Genomic DNA, 15,826 nt, shown 5'->3' with positions numbered 1-15,826 from the left:
GCGTTCTTAAAGATCCCAGTTGTGAAAGTACACCTAACACTTCGTTGGTGTGGACGGAACAAAGGTTGTCTGTGAGAGTTCAGGGTTATCTGCCGCCGCTCAAGCGAACCGTTATGCTACTCAGTCCTTGGTTAGGGCGGTACAGAAAACTTATTTGTCGGTGAGACGATGCTTTGCGCTTGTTGGTTGCGCGATCGCACTTTCTGAGCAAGCTTTAACTTTTAGATTTCTCAGGTTCCATCAAGAGTAATTCCCAATTTTCGATTAATCCTTCTGTGTTCTTTTGAAAAACGCTAATGTGTTCGGATGCTATATATTCCAAAAAACTCGGCTTGCTCACTTCTCATAAAATAGTTAAGACAGCCCTCCTCTAACAGCATCGGCTGCATCAACTGCAATCATTCTTGATGCAAAAATGCTTCTGAACCTGACTTCGCTTGGATTTTGGCAACCACTGTCAGTAAAGTTTGTAATGTGAACGCGCTACTGAAAAATTGAATGATTGTGTTAGCACAACCTTCCCAACTGCTTGACCTGACTCAGCATATTGATGGGCAGAAGCAATGTCAGCCATGCTGAAGGTCTTAGAATCTAGTAGAGGGCGTATCTTACCTTCATCTACTATTTGAGCCAGTTTCGAGAGAATCTCTCCATGATGAGCGCGACCTACACCGAACAGCATGGGAATTAACATGAAAACTAGATGTAGAGTTAGCCCTTTTGCATGGAGTAAGGTCAAGTCTTGCTGAGATAGAGAAACAATTGACACGACGGTTCCGTTGAGTTTTGCCGCTTTGAAAGCATTCTGAAGATTGTCATTACCAACGGTATCAAACACAACATCAAAACCCTGTCCATCTGTATATTCTGCAACAAATTCCTCGACAAGTTGTTGGCGGTAGTTGATGGTGATGTCTGCTCCTAAACGGTGGGCGATCGCTGCCTTGCGATCATTAGAAACTAACGCATAAACGGTTGCTCCTGCCCACTTTGCTAGTTGAACTCCAATGTGTCCTACTCCTCCAGTTGCTCCATACACCAAAACCTTTTGTCCTGGCTGAACTTTGGCGCGATCCACCAGCCCTTCCCAGGCTGTAATTGATACTAGAGGAAGTGCTGCTGCTTCTGCCATTGTGAGTGACTTTGGTTTATGAGCAACCAGGCAAGCATCAGCCAGCATATACTCAGCTAATGCACCACCCGTTCTTTTTACGCCACCCGCACAAGCGTACACTTCATCTCCGACGTTAAACTGATCGACATCTGATCCGACGGCTGCGATCGTTCCTGCTACATCTCCATGCAAAATGGCTGGGAAACCAGGGGCAATATCTGCTACAACTCCTTGTCGAATTTTATAGTCAACCGGATTGATGCTTGTTGCCGCTACTTGGATCAGGACGTGCTGGGGAAGAACGTCTGGAGTCGTTAAATCGATTTCCTTGAACACGCTGGGATTGCCAAATTGCTCAATTACTAGAGCTTTCATGATTTTGCTCTCCTGTAAAAACTGACATTCATAAAGTACGATCGCAGTACTGCTGCCTGTAAGGATTTACAGCAAAGTGCAATAGTTACTTTTTAGTGAACATGGCTCTACATCATGATTTCAATGGCTCTCAACTAACCTACTTGCCTCAGCCAGCACTTGAGCGGATTGCTAAGATGAATCTGTTTGATACAAGCTGTGCTGGGCATCAAGTTCTTGAACTTATCGCCAATAAATGGACGATTTTAATCATGTATGCTCTCACTCAAGGCAAAAAGCGGTATAGCGAACTCAAGCAACAAGTTGTCGGTGTATCGCCTAAAATGCTGATTCAAAACCTGCGGAATCTAGAGCGGTACGGGTTAATTGAGAGGGAGGTGTACCCAAGTGTTCCTCCAAGAGTCGAATATTCACTCACTCCCCTAGGAACTTCACTAGTTGAGCCATTAGCAGTGTTGGGTGAGTGGGCATATCAACACATTGCAGATGTAAAAACAGCAATGGAACATTACGACAGCAATCCAGACCTCAATGATTACTGGGAACCTAAATAGGTGTTATACAACAACTTGGAGAGGTATGCTACAGCGCGGCATAAAAGGCAAGTTTTGAGTGTACGAAGGTACATTACTTAGATAGCCTGTGATTCATGCAGAAAGTCTATTGTTGTTCCATTTCTAATAGTGCTTGTTTACGAGACACGCCCCAGCGATACCCTCCCAATCCACCCGTTTTAGGTAATACGCGATGACACGGAATAATGAGAGCAACAGGGTTTGTAGCACAAGCACGCGCTACAGCACGAACTGCGGTAGGATGCCCAATTGCGCAAGCAACATCACTGTAACTCACCGTTGTACCGAGGGGAATTTGCTTCAGCGCCTGCCAAACTTGCAGTTGAAATGCCGTAGCTTTAACATCGTAGGGAAGTTCTGGTAAAGGCAATTTACCACTGAGATATTCTATTAAAGTCTGAATCCATTCTTGCAGTTCATCATCAGCACGATGGAGCGATGCGTAGCGAAATTCATTATGAAGTTCGTTTTCTAGTTTTGTGAGATCGTCTCCTAGTTTTACACTGCATATTCCGCATGTCGTCGCTGCAATTGTTAGATAACCCAACGGCGAGTTTGCGCTTGTATAGCGAATTTCTTCACCTCTCCCGTGTCGCTTATATGTAGCAGGAGTCATTCCGAGTTGTTCGGGTGCTTTTTCATAAAGGCGACTACTTGAACCATAGCCGACTGCGTAAAGTGCATCAGTAATTTCTGTACCTTGATGGAGATGTTGTTTTAATCGTTGTATGCGTTGGGCGTTTGCGTATTCAAAGAAAGTGACACCAATAATTTGCTTAAATACTCGTGAAAAGTGAGTAGGACTCATTGCGACTTGAGTACTCAGTTCTGCGAGTGTGGGGATGCGATCGCTTTGTGCGTCAATATAACGACAGGCTGCGAGAACTGTATCGACCTTGGGTGAGAGGACTTTTTGTGGTTGACATCGCTTACAAGAACGAAACCCCTGTGCTTCGGCGGCTTGCACTGATTGAAAAAATGTTACTTGGTTGCGCTTTGGTTTACGACTAGGGCAGCTAGGGCGACAATAAATTTTTGTCGAGTGTACGCCGTAAAAAATTTTACCATCAAACTGCGAGTCTCGACTTAAAATTGCTTGCCAGATTTCTTCTAAAGAATCTAATGCTAATTTCATCATGATTGACTACGAATTAAACTCATTACTCCTTGAAATTGAGACATCTAATTGATAGTGATAAAATGTCTCGTCTTTTGTGTATCCTGCTTTTTCATATAATTTTTGTGCTGCGTAGTTGTCGATGGCGGTTGCAAGTGTCAGTCGTTTTGCCTTGGTGTGTATAGCAAAGCCTTTCGCCGCATATAGTAGTGCTGTACCTATGCCTTGATTTCTAAATTCTGGTAGCACAAACAGATCGTTGAGTATCCAAATGCGTTGCATCGCGACAGATGAAAACGAAGGATACAGTTGGGTAAAACCTAAACAATCAAACGTGTTGTGTTGAATAACAGCGATGAGAATCACAGAATCTTCTTTAATAAATCGGTCGTATAAAAAATCACGTACCTGGATTAAGTCGGCTGTTTGTCCATAGAACTGACGGTAGCTATTAAACAAAGGTGCGATGACTTCAATATGAGTAGAATTGGCTTGAATGACGTTGAACTGATTCACGATTTACTCTTGCTTATTTTTGTTATGAGTCTGCCATCAATTGCTACAAGCCCGACAAAAATCAATGCCATACCTGCGATCGCATTCCACGTTAGCTGTTCGTTTAAGATAAATACTCCAAGTAACAGCGCACTTATGGGAATTAAGAAGGTGACGAGCAAAAGATTTGTTGCACCGACAGCAGCTAAGAGATAAAAATAAATTAGATATGCGATCGCGGTACTCAGTAACGCTAATCCTAACAAAGCACTCCAAGTAGCAATACTAAGTTTGAAAGACCACTCCCAAAGAAGTGCCAATGGTAACATCATTATCGTTGTACTAATCAGCATTCCGGCGGCGGTGACGACAGGCGATAAGTTTCTAAATCGTCGTCCATAAATTCCAGCAAGGCTATAGGACATAGCAGCACCAAGGATCGCAATTTGTCCTAAACTTTGGGGATTGAACTCTCGTAATACTTCTGAACCAATTAACACGATCGCACCACACAGCCCAAGGAGAACCCCCACGCAGCGATTTAATGTTAAACGTTGATCGTGCATAAAATGCGCTAATACTACAGTAAATACTGGAGTTGTAGCATTGAGGATGGCTGCTAAACTGCTGTTGATATAGGTCTGTCCCCAGACAATGAGACTAAATGGAATCAGGTTATTGAGAACACCCATCACCAAAAATGCACCCCAAATTTGCGGCGAAGTTGGCATTCGTTGTCCACTAATATAAACAAAAGCCGTTAATGCGATCGCCGCGAAGCTGACACGAGTAAAAACTACCAACAGTGGTTGTAACTCCTGAAGAACAATTTTGATGAAAAAAAGGAACTACCCCATAAAATAGAAAGTAAAACGAGGAGCAGCCATTCTCTCGCATTCATATTTGGTTTTGTCACTGTAGTCATTAGATTTCCTCTGTGAATGTTCTTTTGCCTCCAGAATTGCGGGAAACTGAAGTCGAACTGGCGTGGATTTAAAGGGCTTATTCGCAGGATTTATCCAGGAGATCTATTTCTTTGCTGTCAGTATGACCACAGCATAAGCTTTCTTTTCGCTTCAACTCTATCCGATACTTGCGATTAAATTTATAAGTAGTTTCGGGTAAAAAAACTACTTTTTGCTTTTGAAAAATACGTAATATTACGAGTATTTTATAATTCCGTGATCGCTTTTTCGACGCGGACAACCATTAGTTAACTTAATCAACAAAAAATTTATTTTGCTTTATTCTCTAAACAATATGGGAGAATGTGTATTCTAAAATACAATTAACCGTAATAAATCAAAACTTCACAACAGAGGGATCGTGTAGTGTTACACCGAGCAGCGCGAATATCGACTATCCTTAACGAAAGGTTATGACAGAGACTTTGCAAGTCCCCTATGGAAGCATCGTTTGAACTTACCTTGCAAATGGTTATTGCTGTCGCTGCTGGCATTGGTGCTCAGGTAGTGGCAGAATACCTCAAAGTACCAAGTATCGTGTTTTTGCTGCTATTTGGTATTTTGTTGGGTGCTGATGGCATCGGGCTACTTCATCCCCATTCATTGGGTTCTGGCTTAGAAGTCATTGTCGCGCTGGCAACTGCTGTTATTCTGTTTGAGGGTGGATTTAACCTAGAACTGCGCGAATTAGGCAAGGTTTCTGGCAGTTTACGGAATTTGGTAACAATTGGTACTGCAATTACGCTGATCGGCGCAGGAATGGCGGCGCATTGGTTAAGTGAATTCCCGTGGACAATTGCTTTTCTCTATGCTTCCTTGGTGGTTGTTACTGGACCTACAGTTATTAGCCCTCTTCTCAAACTTGTCAAAGTCGATCGTCAAGTGGCGACATTGTTGGAGGGAGAAGGGGTTTTAATCGATCCTGTAGGGGCGATCCTCGCGGTTGTGATTCTCGATACGATTCTTAATGGCGAAACCGATCCAATTCGTGCAATCAGTGGCTTAATTATCCGTCTCGGTATTGGTGGAGGTATTGGCGCGATCGGTGGCTTGTTATTCGGCTTAATGTTCAAGCGTGCCAATTTTTTATCCGACGAACTCAAAAATTTAGTTGTTTTAGCAGGAGTGTGGGCGTTATTTGCCTTAGCCCAACTGGTTCGTAGCGAATCAGGATTGATGGCAACCGTTGTTGCAGGTATTGTGCTACGCGCTTCATCTGTGCCAGAAGAAAGGTTATTACGGCGATTTAAAGGACAACTCACAATTTTAGGCGTGTCGGTGCTGTTCATTCTGCTCTCAGCAGATTTATCGCTAGCGAGTATTTTAGCTTTGGGGTGGGGCAGCTTATTCACTGTTCTGACATTAATGTTTGTCATCCGTCCACTGAATGTGGGGGTATGTACGTGGAATAGCGATCTCAATTGGCGACAAAAGCTTTTTTTATGTTGGATTGCACCGCGAGGGATTGTTTCGGCGTCAGTTGCTTCTTTATTTTCTATCTTCTTGACTGAGCGCGGTATCAATGGTGGAGATTCGATTAAAGCACTCGTTTTCTTAACAATTATTTTAACTGTCGTTTGTCAAGGCTTGACTGCGGGTTGGGTTGCGAGTTGGTTACAGATTACTTCTACAGAGGCAACAGGAGCGGTTATTGTAGGTTGTAACCCGTTAAGTGTTTTAATTGCGCGTTTGTTTCAAGAACGTGGCGAGCCTGTAGTGATGATTGATACTGACCCTGTGGCAGCGCAACAAGCAGAAGCCGAAAATATTCGCGTGATAGTGCGTAGTGCTTTAGATAAAGGCGTGTTAGAAGAAGCCGAACTTGACTCGGTAGGAACTTTTTTGGCAATGACGAATAACGGTGAAGTTAATTTTGTTCTAGCACAGCGGGCTGCTGAAGAGTTTAGCCCTCCACGCGTTTTGGCAGTTTTTCCCCGCACCCCTGAAGCGAATAATACTACGGGTAAAGCAAAGGTGCAGCAAGCTTTTATTGCCGACTTGCCGCTGAAAACTTGGAATGAATACCTCAAAGATGGCAGAGTTAAGTTAGGCACAACAACTTTAACCGAGCGCGAGTTTTCTTTTCAACAAGCTCATTTACAAGCTTTGATGCGTACTGAAGAGATTGTTCCGTTGTTTCTCGAACGCGAAGATCAGTTTTTGATTGCACCAGCGACAGAAGAGTGGCAACCAAGCGATCGCATTATCTACATCTTGCACGACCCCCGACCAAATCTCTTAAAACGTTTGTCGGGCGATCGCAATGCAACGCGTTTGAATGTAGAAAAGCTTTCTAAAGTTGAAGAAGTCCCCATTCCACCGCTGTAAAACAAAAGCGACTAGCCTTTGACTAATCGCTTTAAATCATATCAAATCCAGTTGATTGGTGATAACAAAAATGGTCAGTAAAGGTGAAGGGTGACTATTAACTAACCATTAACAGCGAAACGATGCCGATATTCTGGTTATTTAGCTGGAGATGATATCACGATCAAATTTGCGAAAATGTGGTTTTTTGTGAGTGTAACCGTTTGGTTTCTTCTGTTTTTACTTCGCTTGTCATCAGTGAAGTTTCTGCCACAGCGCCTTTCATTTCTTTTTCTTGCTGTAGTAAACCCCACAAGTGAACGATAGCAAGCGCGATCGCACCTACAGAGAGAAGATAGCTGTGTATTGTGTAAAGGTGCGCAACTGTTGTTGTATTGACGGCTCCGCCACCTGTCAGAATATTGCGTAACGTACCACCAATTAACGGAATTGCTTCAATCGTGCTTAACTCGATGCGAAAACGCCAGTAGCCAACTTGACTCCAGTCGAGGATAATTGCTGTCCAACTTAAACCAATTCCAGTTAGAGTTAGCAAAATACCACTAATCCAAGCAGTCAGCCAACTCGAACGAAACTGTCTGCCTAAAAACATAACAACAATCTGAATTAAGGCGGTGACGATTAAGGCATTACCCGCAATGTCATGAATACTATGAATTAACAAGCCATTTGGAATTTCAGTGTCAATCCAGTTTAATGACTGATAGGCTCTACCGGCGACGGGTTCGTAGTAGAAAGACAGCAAAATTCCTGTCACTGCTGCCATGACGCTTAATGAAATAATTGCTACCGATAGAATTGTCGCGAGTCTCCGCAGGACGAATTCATACGATTTCATAACTAATATTTCCCTGCGCTTACAAAGTGTGTACTTTTATTAAGATCTTAACGCGATTTTTAATAAAGAAGCTCTTTTGCAAAGCAGATTTTGATTAATTGTGCTTATGCTAAGTACGTCACCCAAAACGGTAGTATAGAGGGCGAACCGTACCACAAACCAGGCGATCGCGGTGAGTGATTGACACCTTCAATGATTAAGTTTTCTGCACCATCGAGATGCGCAGCGACGATCGGCGTGATACCGTCGCCCCAACAATTGCCTTGACCGCAAGTTAATTGATAACTACTGTAAGCTAACCAACTACCGCGTCGTCGTTGCCCAAAGATAGTTTTCCCTGCAACACAGACATAACGAACGTGTGGGTAAAAAGCCCCAGGATAGTTGTGATTGACAAAATCGAGACTCCAGCGCGTCCAGCGTTCTAAACTTGTATGCGGAGTGCCTAAAGTTATTAATGTCGCAACATATTGGTGTGCTTGCCAAGGCGTTGTTAACTCGATTTGGGCGCGACCAATATAAGGCTTATCTCCCAAGTAGATGCGTGAAATCCACCCGCCAGCCGAGTGTCCAATCAAATTAATTCTTGAAGCGTTGTATTGCTGTAAGACTTGCTTGACAGTGCGATCAAGCTGCTGCAAGATCGGTGTCACTGGTCTGCCACCCAAAGTCACTAACCAATCACGACGCCGCAGCGGTACAGTAACCGTAGGAAATCCTTGTTGCTGTAAAGCTTGTTCGAGTTCGCGGTAAGCGATCGCACCTTCAAGATATCCAGGTAAAATAACAATCGGCAGCATTAAGACTAAAGACTAGCACACAAATTTCAGTATACTCATATCAATTCCCTGATCCCTGACCCCTCAATGACAATCGGCACTCTTTACGGCATTAGTGTAGGACCAGGCGATCCTGAATTGATTACCTTGAAAGGTTGGCGTTGTTTGCAACAAGCCCCAGTTGTAGCATTTCCCGCAGGAGTTCAGGGGAAACAAGGGTTAGCACAACAAATTATTTCACAATGGTTGAGTCCGCAACAAGTACAATTAGCGCTAACTTTTCCGTACGTACAAGACATGGCGGTACTAACCGCAGCATGGGAAACCGCAGCCCAACAAGTTTGGCAATATCTCAATCAGGGTAAAGATGTAGCTTTCGCGTGTGAAGGTGATGTTAGTTTTTACAGCACGTTTACATACTTAGCGCAAACACTACAAGTACTACAACCGACCGCAATTTTTAAAGTTATCCCTGGAGTTTGTTCGCCGATGGCAGCTACAGCAGCCTTGGGATTACCATTGACTTTGCGACAAGAGCGACTGGCTGTCTTACCAGCACTTTACACGGTAAAGGAATTAGAAACAGTACTAGATTGGGCAGATGTTGTTGTCTTGATGAAAGTCAGTTCTGTTTATGAGAAGGTTTGGGCAGTATTGCAGCAGCGTCATCTATTAGAAAATAGCGCGGTTGTCGAATACGCAACTTTACCACAGCAAAAAATTTATACCGACTTGCGATCGCATCCGACACTAAAGTTAGCGTATTTTTCGCTGCTCATCGTGCAACTTCGGCGATCGCGCAACGTCGTAGAACAAAAGTAGAGGTCAGGAATCGGAGGTCAGAGAAAAATGACTTATGGATAGATTTTTAGCGCACAATTTTATTAAGATTTGTGTAGAAATATACACAGTGTCATATGCATTCATCTTAGTTTCAATCGCACGTTTTTTCCCTAGTGGCTTAGCAATTTGAATATTTGTCTGTACACAGTTAACAATGAATACTCATTTTCTCAATCAAAAACTGGTAACTTTGCTGTTCTAGTGTTAAGAGTAGAAAGGTTAATATCAAGATCCATAGACATACTTCTTTCGACAGAAGTCGTATGTTACACCTCGACGAGTATCGCGTTACTCGCAGTCATTAGCTTGTAATCCGGAGACGAGTGTACCTTTAGCTATCATGTCCTACGCCTCCCTGATGAGAACTTTACCAGAAAGCTTTCGCTCGACCAATGGCATGGCTGCCGTAGCATCCTTAGGCATTCACGGATTGCTGTTGATCGTTTTGCCATTTTTACCATACGATTCGCAATTAGCCGCAAATATTCAGCAGCGAACTGTGGGAATCGTAGAGCTAACTCCTGAAGAACAAAGCCGCCTGCCAGGAGCGTCCTCAGTACCCGCAGCATTGCCACCATTTGCCACGCAGCAGAGTCCCTTACCGCCGTTACCCCCGCCGCCACCATTTCCTGTAGGGGCGCTGCCACCATTACCAGACCCGATTACGCTGCCGCCATCAATTGGTCTACCGCCAGTAGGTAGCAACTCCTTACAAGCGTTACGACCTAATCAAACGTTTATTTTGCCTGTAGCGCCAGAACGCAGTAACCGCACAACAAGCGGAGTACCCAAGGTCAATCCCAGCCGAAACAGCCAGCAGGCGTTCTCCACAGGTTCTATAATCAATGCCCCACCTCCGCCGCCTATTCTGAATACACTACCGCCACCTCCGCCACTCGGCATCCAACCTCCCGTAGCAGCAGCACCAAACCAAAGTCAAAACCGTACGTACAATTCAGGAGAATTATTACCACCTGTACCGCAATGGCGACAGCCAAGTAATGCAGGGCTACCAGCCATGCGCTTGAATCCAGCGGAGCCATTTTCTCCTGAGGGAGTACCACCAAGTCAAGTAGCACAAACGCTGCCGACACCTCCTAATTTGGTTCAGCCGCAACAACCCCAAAGTCAACCACAACAACAAGTTGCCGTAGCTAACCCAACGCAACCTGTTGAGTCAGGTCCTCGACTTCAAAAACTCCCAGAACGTGGCAAACAGGAACTCTTAGCACTACAGCAAAAAATTCGCGAGGAACGCGCTGCTACAAATTCTCCTGCGAATCCTGCACCACAAACTGCTGCTAACCCACAACCTGTAGAGCCACACACGGCAGAACAGACACGACAACAAATTGTCGCCGCACTGCGTAGCGAGCCAAATACGGCTGCTAATTCGACTACTCCTGCTCAGCCAGACAATACCGCAGAACAAACACGACGACAACAAATTGTCGCCGCACTGCGTAGCGAGCCAAATACGGCTAGTGGTTCGGGTTCTAATCCATCCGCAACGAGTGACAGAGATGCGCAATTGCAAGCGTGGGCGAAACGTCAAAGTACCATCCAGCAAAACTACTCGAATGTGGTGACAAAAGCACCTATCTATAAAACGATTAAGTCTTGCGATCGCGGACTAGAAGGCGTTGCGGTTTTGGGAGTCGTTGTCAATCCTGCTGGTAGAATTGTTTCTGGACCTGATTTTCTTTCGCGCAAAGGGGCGGCGAGTGTTGAGCAGGCTGCTAAAGAATATGTTCAAGCATACGAGTTTCCCAAGGGTGAAAGTTCAGTAAATCAACAGTTCCACTTGCAATACCAGTACGATACAGCCAATTGCGCTCAACCTCCAGAAACGCCAAACACGCCAGAACAACCGCAACAATCGGATGCGTAATAGCTGCTAATTGATCCTGGTGTAGTCAGGATCAATTTTGATTTCATTTCTGTGAGATAGCACAGAAACTTTATACTACTTGCATAAATCGGAACTTGATTTTCGGCATTGCTTAATCAATGTATGAATCGTTAAATAACCGCACTCGGATCAGCCCCCTAAATCCACGCCACTTGCTACAACGGGGGATACCCTTAAAGGCGCACTGGTTCCCCAAACTTGGGAAACTTTGCTCAGAAATCAGAAAAATGTTGCTGGTATAGTCTTCTTGACTGTAAGCTTGTGCTGAGTGTTTGATGGCTTTAGCAATGAAATCTGCTTTACAAGTGCTGCGCGAGGAGTGATACTATTTGGGATTTTCGATCGAGCAAGGGAAGATTTTGTGAGTAGCGCAGACAATCAGCAATTAAATTCCCCGCAGCCGAGGCGGTTATTAGTCACTGGCGGAGCAGGTTTTATTGGCGCAAATTTTGTACATCATTGGTGTACTACTTATCCTCAAGACCGCGTAGTTGTTCTAGATGCCTTAACTTATGCAGGAAATCGTAGTAACTTAGCAAGTTGGGAAGGGAAAGAAAATTTTCGCTTTGTTCAAGGAGATATTTGCGATCGCACAGTTGTAGACCAACTTTTACAAACTGAGGCGATTGATACAGTTGTGCATTTTGCTGCTGAATCTCATGTAGACCGTTCGATTTTGGGACCCGCTGCGTTTGTCCAAACTAATGTTGTTGGGACTTTCACGCTGCTAGAAGCATTTTTACAACACTGGCGTACTTGTGGACAACCAGATCATCATCGCTTTCTTCACGTTTCTACCGATGAAGTTTACGGTAGTCTTAATCCCAACGATCCTGCATTTACCGAAAAGACTCCTTATGCACCCAATAGCCCTTATTCGGCTTCTAAAGCTGGTAGCGATCACTTAGTACGTGCTTACTATCATACTTATCACCTACCAACAATCATTACAAATTGCTCGAATAATTACGGTCCCTATCAGTTTCCTGAGAAGCTCCTTCCTTTAATGTGCATCAATTGCTTGCTTGGTAAACAACTACCCGTATATGGTGATGGACAAAATGTCCGTGATTGGCTGTATGTAGGCGATCATTGTACGGCTTTAGGCGTTGTCATTCATCAAGGTTTACCTGGAGAAGCGTATAACATTGGTGGCAATAATGAGGTTAAAAATATCGACTTGGTGCAAATGCTATGTGACATTATGGATGAACTAGCAATTGATTTGCCCGTACGTCCAGCACGCGAACTCATCACTTTTGTTCAGGATCGACCAGGACACGATCGCCGTTATGCGATTGATGCGACTAAAATTAAAACTCAACTCAGCTGGACACCCGCAGTAACTGTCGCTGAGGGATTGCGTCGTACAGTTGAATGGTATCTCACGCACCGCGATTGGTGGAAACCCTTGCTGTCTGACCAGTATCAAGAATACTACCATAAAGTTTATCTTTCTCAGCGTCAAAGTTAAAAACTTTATGTGCTCATCAACACTTTTTATAGAAAATCAGAACTTTCTGTTAGTAAGGCTTTGCTTACAAAGTCTTATTTTCTTCTTTACACTTTCTACACCACAAACTTCCCAAAAAAGGGAATCATAGAAGTGTAAGTATCTTGCTTTTAGTTTTTACCAATTATTAAGGATGAAGTTAAAGTTAGCTTGACTTGTTGATCAATTTTATATGAATTACTTAAACGCAACTATTTTTTATTAAAAAACGCTTGAATAGCATAATTACTTCAAGGATTAGTAATGTTTACTAAAACTTTTGAGAGAAAAGTAGAAAAAGCTGCTCTCGGTGAAATGCTAGTACGTAAAGGCTTAATTACTCAAGACAAACTTGAGTTTATTTTAGCTGAGCAATACCGCAGTCAAAAACAACTTGGACAAATCTTAGTAGAAAAACAATTAGTGTCTCAAGGGACACTTAATCGAGTTTTAGCAGAGCAGCAGATTAAGCTTGGTCAATTACTCATTCAAGAAAAATTGATTTCAACCAATGCACTAGAGCAATTTTTACTTGAGCAGCAATACAACAATAAACCTTTAGGCAAATTATTAGTTGAGAAATGTGTCATCTCGCAGCAATGCTTAGACAATATTTTAGAAAAACAATATTGGCAAAAAAAAGGGTTTTGGTTGATTTAGGAATATAGATCTTTAAAGCTTACATATTTGGGTTCTCCTGAACTGCTAACATATGATGTTTAGGAGAGCTTGTTTGCTTTGTAGGAAAAGCGACAAATAGCGATCGCCCCGAATACCTTTTGAGGATTTTGCCGCGACAATAAGGATAAAGTTAACCAAATTGTTGATAGAATTTGCCAATAAGTTGCGTGTAATATTCGATGATGCTTGCCAATAGTGAGCAAATGGCAAGACGCGATCGCATTTACTCCGCAGCTATATTGCAGCAAAACGAAGGTATGACAGAAGTATCAAATTGGAAAAGTAGATCGCCGGTGCTAGGTTTAATTGCGAGCATCGGAGTATTGGTGATTTGCCTGTTTATCAGTATTGCTTTAGGCGCAGCAGACATTTCACTCAGAACAATTTATGAGGCGATCGCTGTTTTTGATGGTTCAACCGAACATCTGATTATTCGCACAGTGCGCGTACCGCGATCGCTACTCGCAATTCTTGTTGGTGCGGCGACGGCGATTGCTGGAGCGATTATGCAAGGTATTAGCCGCAATCCTTTGGCAGATCCTGAAATTTTGGGAATTAATGCGGGTGCAGCGATCGCCGTTGTGGTGGCGATCTTTATTTTTGGAACTTCTGAACCGAGTTTTTATGTGTGGTGTGCGTTTCTCGGCGCGGGTGCGAGTGCGGTTAGTGTTTACCTTTTGGGTTCGCTGGGGCGTGGAGGACTTACGCCGCTGAATTTAACGATTGCTGGCGCAGCGATTGCTGCTTTACTCTCAGCGCTAACAACAGGCATTTTGATTATTAGCCAACGCACGCTTGATGAAATTCGGTTTTGGTTAGCAGGCTCGGTTGCTGGTCGCGATTATGCAATTATTGCGCAAGTGCTACCCTATATCGTCATAGGTCTGGTACTTGCCCTTGCCTTAGCAAGCCAAATCAATATTCTCAACCTGGGTGAAGATGTGGCGAAAGGTTTGGGACAAAAGACGGCTTGGGTCAAAATTGCAGCGGCGGTAGCAGTATTGTTATTAGCAGGAAGTGCAGTTGCCGCCGCAGGACCGATTGGATTTGTTGGCTTAGTTGTCCCCCACATTGTGCGTTTACTCATTGGGGTAGATTATCGTTGGATTTTGCCGTATAGTGCGGTGTTTGGTGCAATCCTACTGCTTGCTTCGGATGTCGTTGCGCGACTCGTCATTCGACCCCAAGAATTGCCAGTAGGAATTGTTACAGCATTAGTAGGCGCGCCCTTCTTTGTTTATCTTGCTCGGATGAAAGTTAGTAAATGAAGCAAAATACACTACAATTTCGTTCGCGATCGCTACCGCTATCGCTGCGCGTCAAGCAACGCGTTTTGACTGTATTGTTACTGTTGTTACTTGTGACGCTAATCGCAATGATTGCTAGCGTTGCGTACGGGGAATATCCGATCCCGCCCCTTGCAGTTATTCAAACTGTGTTAGGGCTAGAAGAAAACTCTGACTATGCATTTGTCATCAACACGCTGCGATTACCGAGGACTTTAGTTGCAAGTTTAGTAGGACTAGCCTTAGCAATTTCTGGTGCAATTATGCAAGGAATCACGCGTAACCCACTTGCCGATCCTGGGATCATTGGCGTTAATGCTGGCGCGAGTTTAGCGGCGGTGAGTTTGATTGTATTATTTCCTAGTGTTCCTGTAGGATTCTTGCCCATCTCTGCATTTGGCGGTGCTTTGGCGGTTTCGTTGCTCATTTACTTTTTAGCATGGGAAGGAGGCAGTTCGCCGTTGCGGTTGATTTTAATCGGTGTCGGAATTGCGACGGTCATTGGTGCTTGCACAAGTGTAATTACGACTTTTGGTGAGATTAACAGCGTCAGTCAAGCTTTAGTTTGGTTAGCAGGTAGTGTTTACGGACGCAGTTGGGAGCAGGTTTTTGCTTTTTTACCCTGGCTTATTGTATTTCTGCCGCTTGCTTTAGTCAAAACTCGCCAACTCAACGCTTTAGCTTTAGGTGACGAAATTGCGACAGGATTAGGCTGTCACATTGAGTGGCAACGCGGCTGGTTGTTGCTTATCAGTACCGCACTCGCTGGATCTGCGGTAGCAACCGCTGGCGCGATTGGTTTTGTGGGTTTAATGGCTCCGCATATGGCACGTCAGTTAGTAGGTGCGACTCATGGCGGGCTACTTCCCGTTGCTGGCGTGATGGGGGCGATGCTTGTTGTTGTCGCAGATTTAATCGGACGTACGCTATTTGCCCCGATTGAAATTCCCTGTGGGATTGTCACTGCGGTCATTGGTGCGCCTTACTTTGTTTATTTGTTGGTGCAGCAGCGTGGCAAGTAATTAT

At 44.1% G+C, this 15,826-nt stretch carries 15 protein-coding genes; 9 read left to right on the top strand and 6 right to left on the bottom strand.

Translation table 11 applies throughout. The annotated features are described in order from the left end of the window. The first annotated feature begins 49 nt into the window (after window positions 1–49). Window positions 50–250: a hypothetical protein gene (locus GLO7428_RS28005; protein WP_155823807.1), complete on the top strand. Its 201-nt coding sequence runs from the start codon at window positions 50–52 to the stop codon at window positions 248–250. 207 nt (window positions 251–457) lie between these two features. On the opposite strand, the gene GLO7428_RS19635 is transcribed toward GLO7428_RS28005, so the two are convergent. After that, window positions 458–1,489: a zinc-dependent alcohol dehydrogenase family protein gene (locus GLO7428_RS19635; protein WP_015190324.1), complete on the bottom strand. Its 1,032-nt coding sequence runs from the start codon at window positions 1,487–1,489 to the stop codon at window positions 458–460. 176 nt (window positions 1,490–1,665) lie between these two features. Here GLO7428_RS19635 and GLO7428_RS19630 point away from each other — a divergent pair, with 176 nt between their 5' ends. Then, on the top strand, window positions 1,666–2,043 hold the full coding sequence (locus GLO7428_RS19630; RefSeq protein ID WP_196797400.1) for a helix-turn-helix domain-containing protein: 378 nt from the start codon (window positions 1,666–1,668) through the stop codon (window positions 2,041–2,043). A 106-nt stretch (window positions 2,044–2,149) separates the two neighbouring features. Here the strand turns inward: GLO7428_RS19630 and ada are convergent, their stop codons facing one another. The 3 genes from ada to GLO7428_RS19615 are packed head-to-tail and all read right to left on the bottom strand — an operon-like array spanning window position 2,150 to window position 4,506. Continuing rightward, on the bottom strand, window positions 2,150–3,202 hold the full coding sequence (gene ada / locus GLO7428_RS19625) for a bifunctional DNA-binding transcriptional regulator/O6-methylguanine-DNA methyltransferase Ada (RefSeq protein WP_015190322.1): 1,053 nt from the start codon (window positions 3,200–3,202) through the stop codon (window positions 2,150–2,152). A 6-nt stretch (window positions 3,203–3,208) separates the two neighbouring features. Next, complete coding sequence (locus GLO7428_RS19620; protein WP_015190321.1) at window positions 3,209–3,697, bottom strand: N-acetyltransferase; 489 nt, start codon at window positions 3,695–3,697, stop codon at window positions 3,209–3,211. Continuing rightward, window positions 3,694–4,506: a DMT family transporter gene (locus tag GLO7428_RS19615; protein WP_255348397.1), complete on the bottom strand. Its 813-nt coding sequence runs from the start codon at window positions 4,504–4,506 to the stop codon at window positions 3,694–3,696. Before GLO7428_RS19615 ends, GLO7428_RS19620 begins: the two co-directional genes overlap by 4 nt. 573 nt (window positions 4,507–5,079) lie before the next feature. Here GLO7428_RS19615 and GLO7428_RS19610 point away from each other — a divergent pair. Next, window positions 5,080–6,969, top strand: a complete 1,890-nt coding sequence (locus GLO7428_RS19610) for a sodium:proton antiporter (RefSeq protein ID WP_015190320.1) — start codon at window positions 5,080–5,082, stop codon at window positions 6,967–6,969. A 163-nt stretch (window positions 6,970–7,132) separates the two neighbouring features. On the opposite strand, the gene GLO7428_RS19605 is transcribed toward GLO7428_RS19610, so the two are convergent. Continuing rightward, window positions 7,133–7,807, bottom strand: coding sequence for a cytochrome b N-terminal domain-containing protein (locus tag GLO7428_RS19605; protein ID WP_015190319.1), 675 nt, complete (start codon window positions 7,805–7,807; stop codon window positions 7,133–7,135). A 104-nt stretch (window positions 7,808–7,911) separates the two neighbouring features. After that, window positions 7,912–8,607, bottom strand: a complete 696-nt coding sequence (locus GLO7428_RS19600; protein ID WP_015190318.1) for a triacylglycerol lipase — start codon at window positions 8,605–8,607, stop codon at window positions 7,912–7,914. A gap of 66 nt (window positions 8,608–8,673) precedes the next feature. Between GLO7428_RS19600 and GLO7428_RS19595 the strand changes: the two genes are divergently transcribed. From GLO7428_RS19595 to GLO7428_RS19570, 6 genes are all read left to right on the top strand, one after another. After that, window positions 8,674–9,408 carry a precorrin-2 C(20)-methyltransferase gene (locus GLO7428_RS19595; RefSeq protein ID WP_015190317.1) on the top strand — a complete coding sequence of 245 codons (735 nt, stop codon included), beginning with the start codon at window positions 8,674–8,676 and terminating at the stop codon, window positions 9,406–9,408. 361 nt (window positions 9,409–9,769) lie between these two features. Next, window positions 9,770–11,320: a hypothetical protein gene (locus tag GLO7428_RS19590; RefSeq protein ID WP_015190316.1), complete on the top strand. Its 1,551-nt coding sequence runs from the start codon at window positions 9,770–9,772 to the stop codon at window positions 11,318–11,320. Window positions 11,321–11,702: 382 nt separating this feature from the next. Then, window positions 11,703–12,815, top strand: a complete 1,113-nt coding sequence (gene rfbB, locus GLO7428_RS19585) for a dTDP-glucose 4,6-dehydratase (RefSeq protein ID WP_041919365.1) — start codon at window positions 11,703–11,705, stop codon at window positions 12,813–12,815. Window positions 12,816–13,097: 282 nt separating this feature from the next. After that, window positions 13,098–13,493, top strand: a complete 396-nt coding sequence (locus GLO7428_RS27450; protein ID WP_015190314.1) for a hypothetical protein — start codon at window positions 13,098–13,100, stop codon at window positions 13,491–13,493. 200 nt (window positions 13,494–13,693) lie between these two features. Next, window positions 13,694–14,782 (top strand): iron ABC transporter permease, encoded by a 1,089-nt coding sequence (locus GLO7428_RS19575; protein ID WP_015190313.1) that lies wholly within the window; start codon window positions 13,694–13,696, stop codon window positions 14,780–14,782. Then, entirely contained in the window at window positions 14,779–15,822 is a 1,044-nt protein-coding gene (locus GLO7428_RS19570) for an iron ABC transporter permease (RefSeq protein WP_015190312.1), read from the top strand. Before GLO7428_RS19575 ends, GLO7428_RS19570 begins: the two co-directional genes overlap by 4 nt. Window positions 15,823–15,826: the final 4 nt, after the last annotated feature.

Origin of the sequence: Gloeocapsa sp. PCC 7428 (assembly GCF_000317555.1) — a bacterium.
Lineage (GTDB): Bacteria > Cyanobacteriota > Cyanobacteriia > Cyanobacteriales > Chroococcidiopsidaceae > Chroogloeocystis.
Note: the sequence above shows the minus strand (reverse complement) of the source record. Positions and strands in the feature narration are given on the sequence as shown.

Coding starts and splice junctions, on each gene's coding strand:
- GLO7428_RS19635 (WP_015190324.1), bottom strand. CDS start 1,489: ATGAAAGCTCTAGTAATTGAGCAATTTGGCAATCCCAGCGTGTTCAAG.
- GLO7428_RS19630 (WP_196797400.1), top strand. CDS start 1,666: ATGAATCTGTTTGATACAAGCTGTGCTGGGCATCAAGTTCTTGAACTT.
- ada (WP_015190322.1), bottom strand. CDS start 3,202: ATGATGAAATTAGCATTAGATTCTTTAGAAGAAATCTGGCAAGCAATT.
- GLO7428_RS19610 (WP_015190320.1), top strand. CDS start 5,080: ATGGAAGCATCGTTTGAACTTACCTTGCAAATGGTTATTGCTGTCGCT.
- GLO7428_RS19605 (WP_015190319.1), bottom strand. CDS start 7,807: ATGAAATCGTATGAATTCGTCCTGCGGAGACTCGCGACAATTCTATCG.
- GLO7428_RS19600 (WP_015190318.1), bottom strand. CDS start 8,607: ATGCTGCCGATTGTTATTTTACCTGGATATCTTGAAGGTGCGATCGCT.
- GLO7428_RS19595 (WP_015190317.1), top strand. CDS start 8,674: ATGACAATCGGCACTCTTTACGGCATTAGTGTAGGACCAGGCGATCCT.
- GLO7428_RS19590 (WP_015190316.1), top strand. CDS start 9,770: ATGTCCTACGCCTCCCTGATGAGAACTTTACCAGAAAGCTTTCGCTCG.
- GLO7428_RS27450 (WP_015190314.1), top strand. CDS start 13,098: ATGTTTACTAAAACTTTTGAGAGAAAAGTAGAAAAAGCTGCTCTCGGT.
- GLO7428_RS19575 (WP_015190313.1), top strand. CDS start 13,694: ATGATGCTTGCCAATAGTGAGCAAATGGCAAGACGCGATCGCATTTAC.
- GLO7428_RS19570 (WP_015190312.1), top strand. CDS start 14,779: ATGAAGCAAAATACACTACAATTTCGTTCGCGATCGCTACCGCTATCG.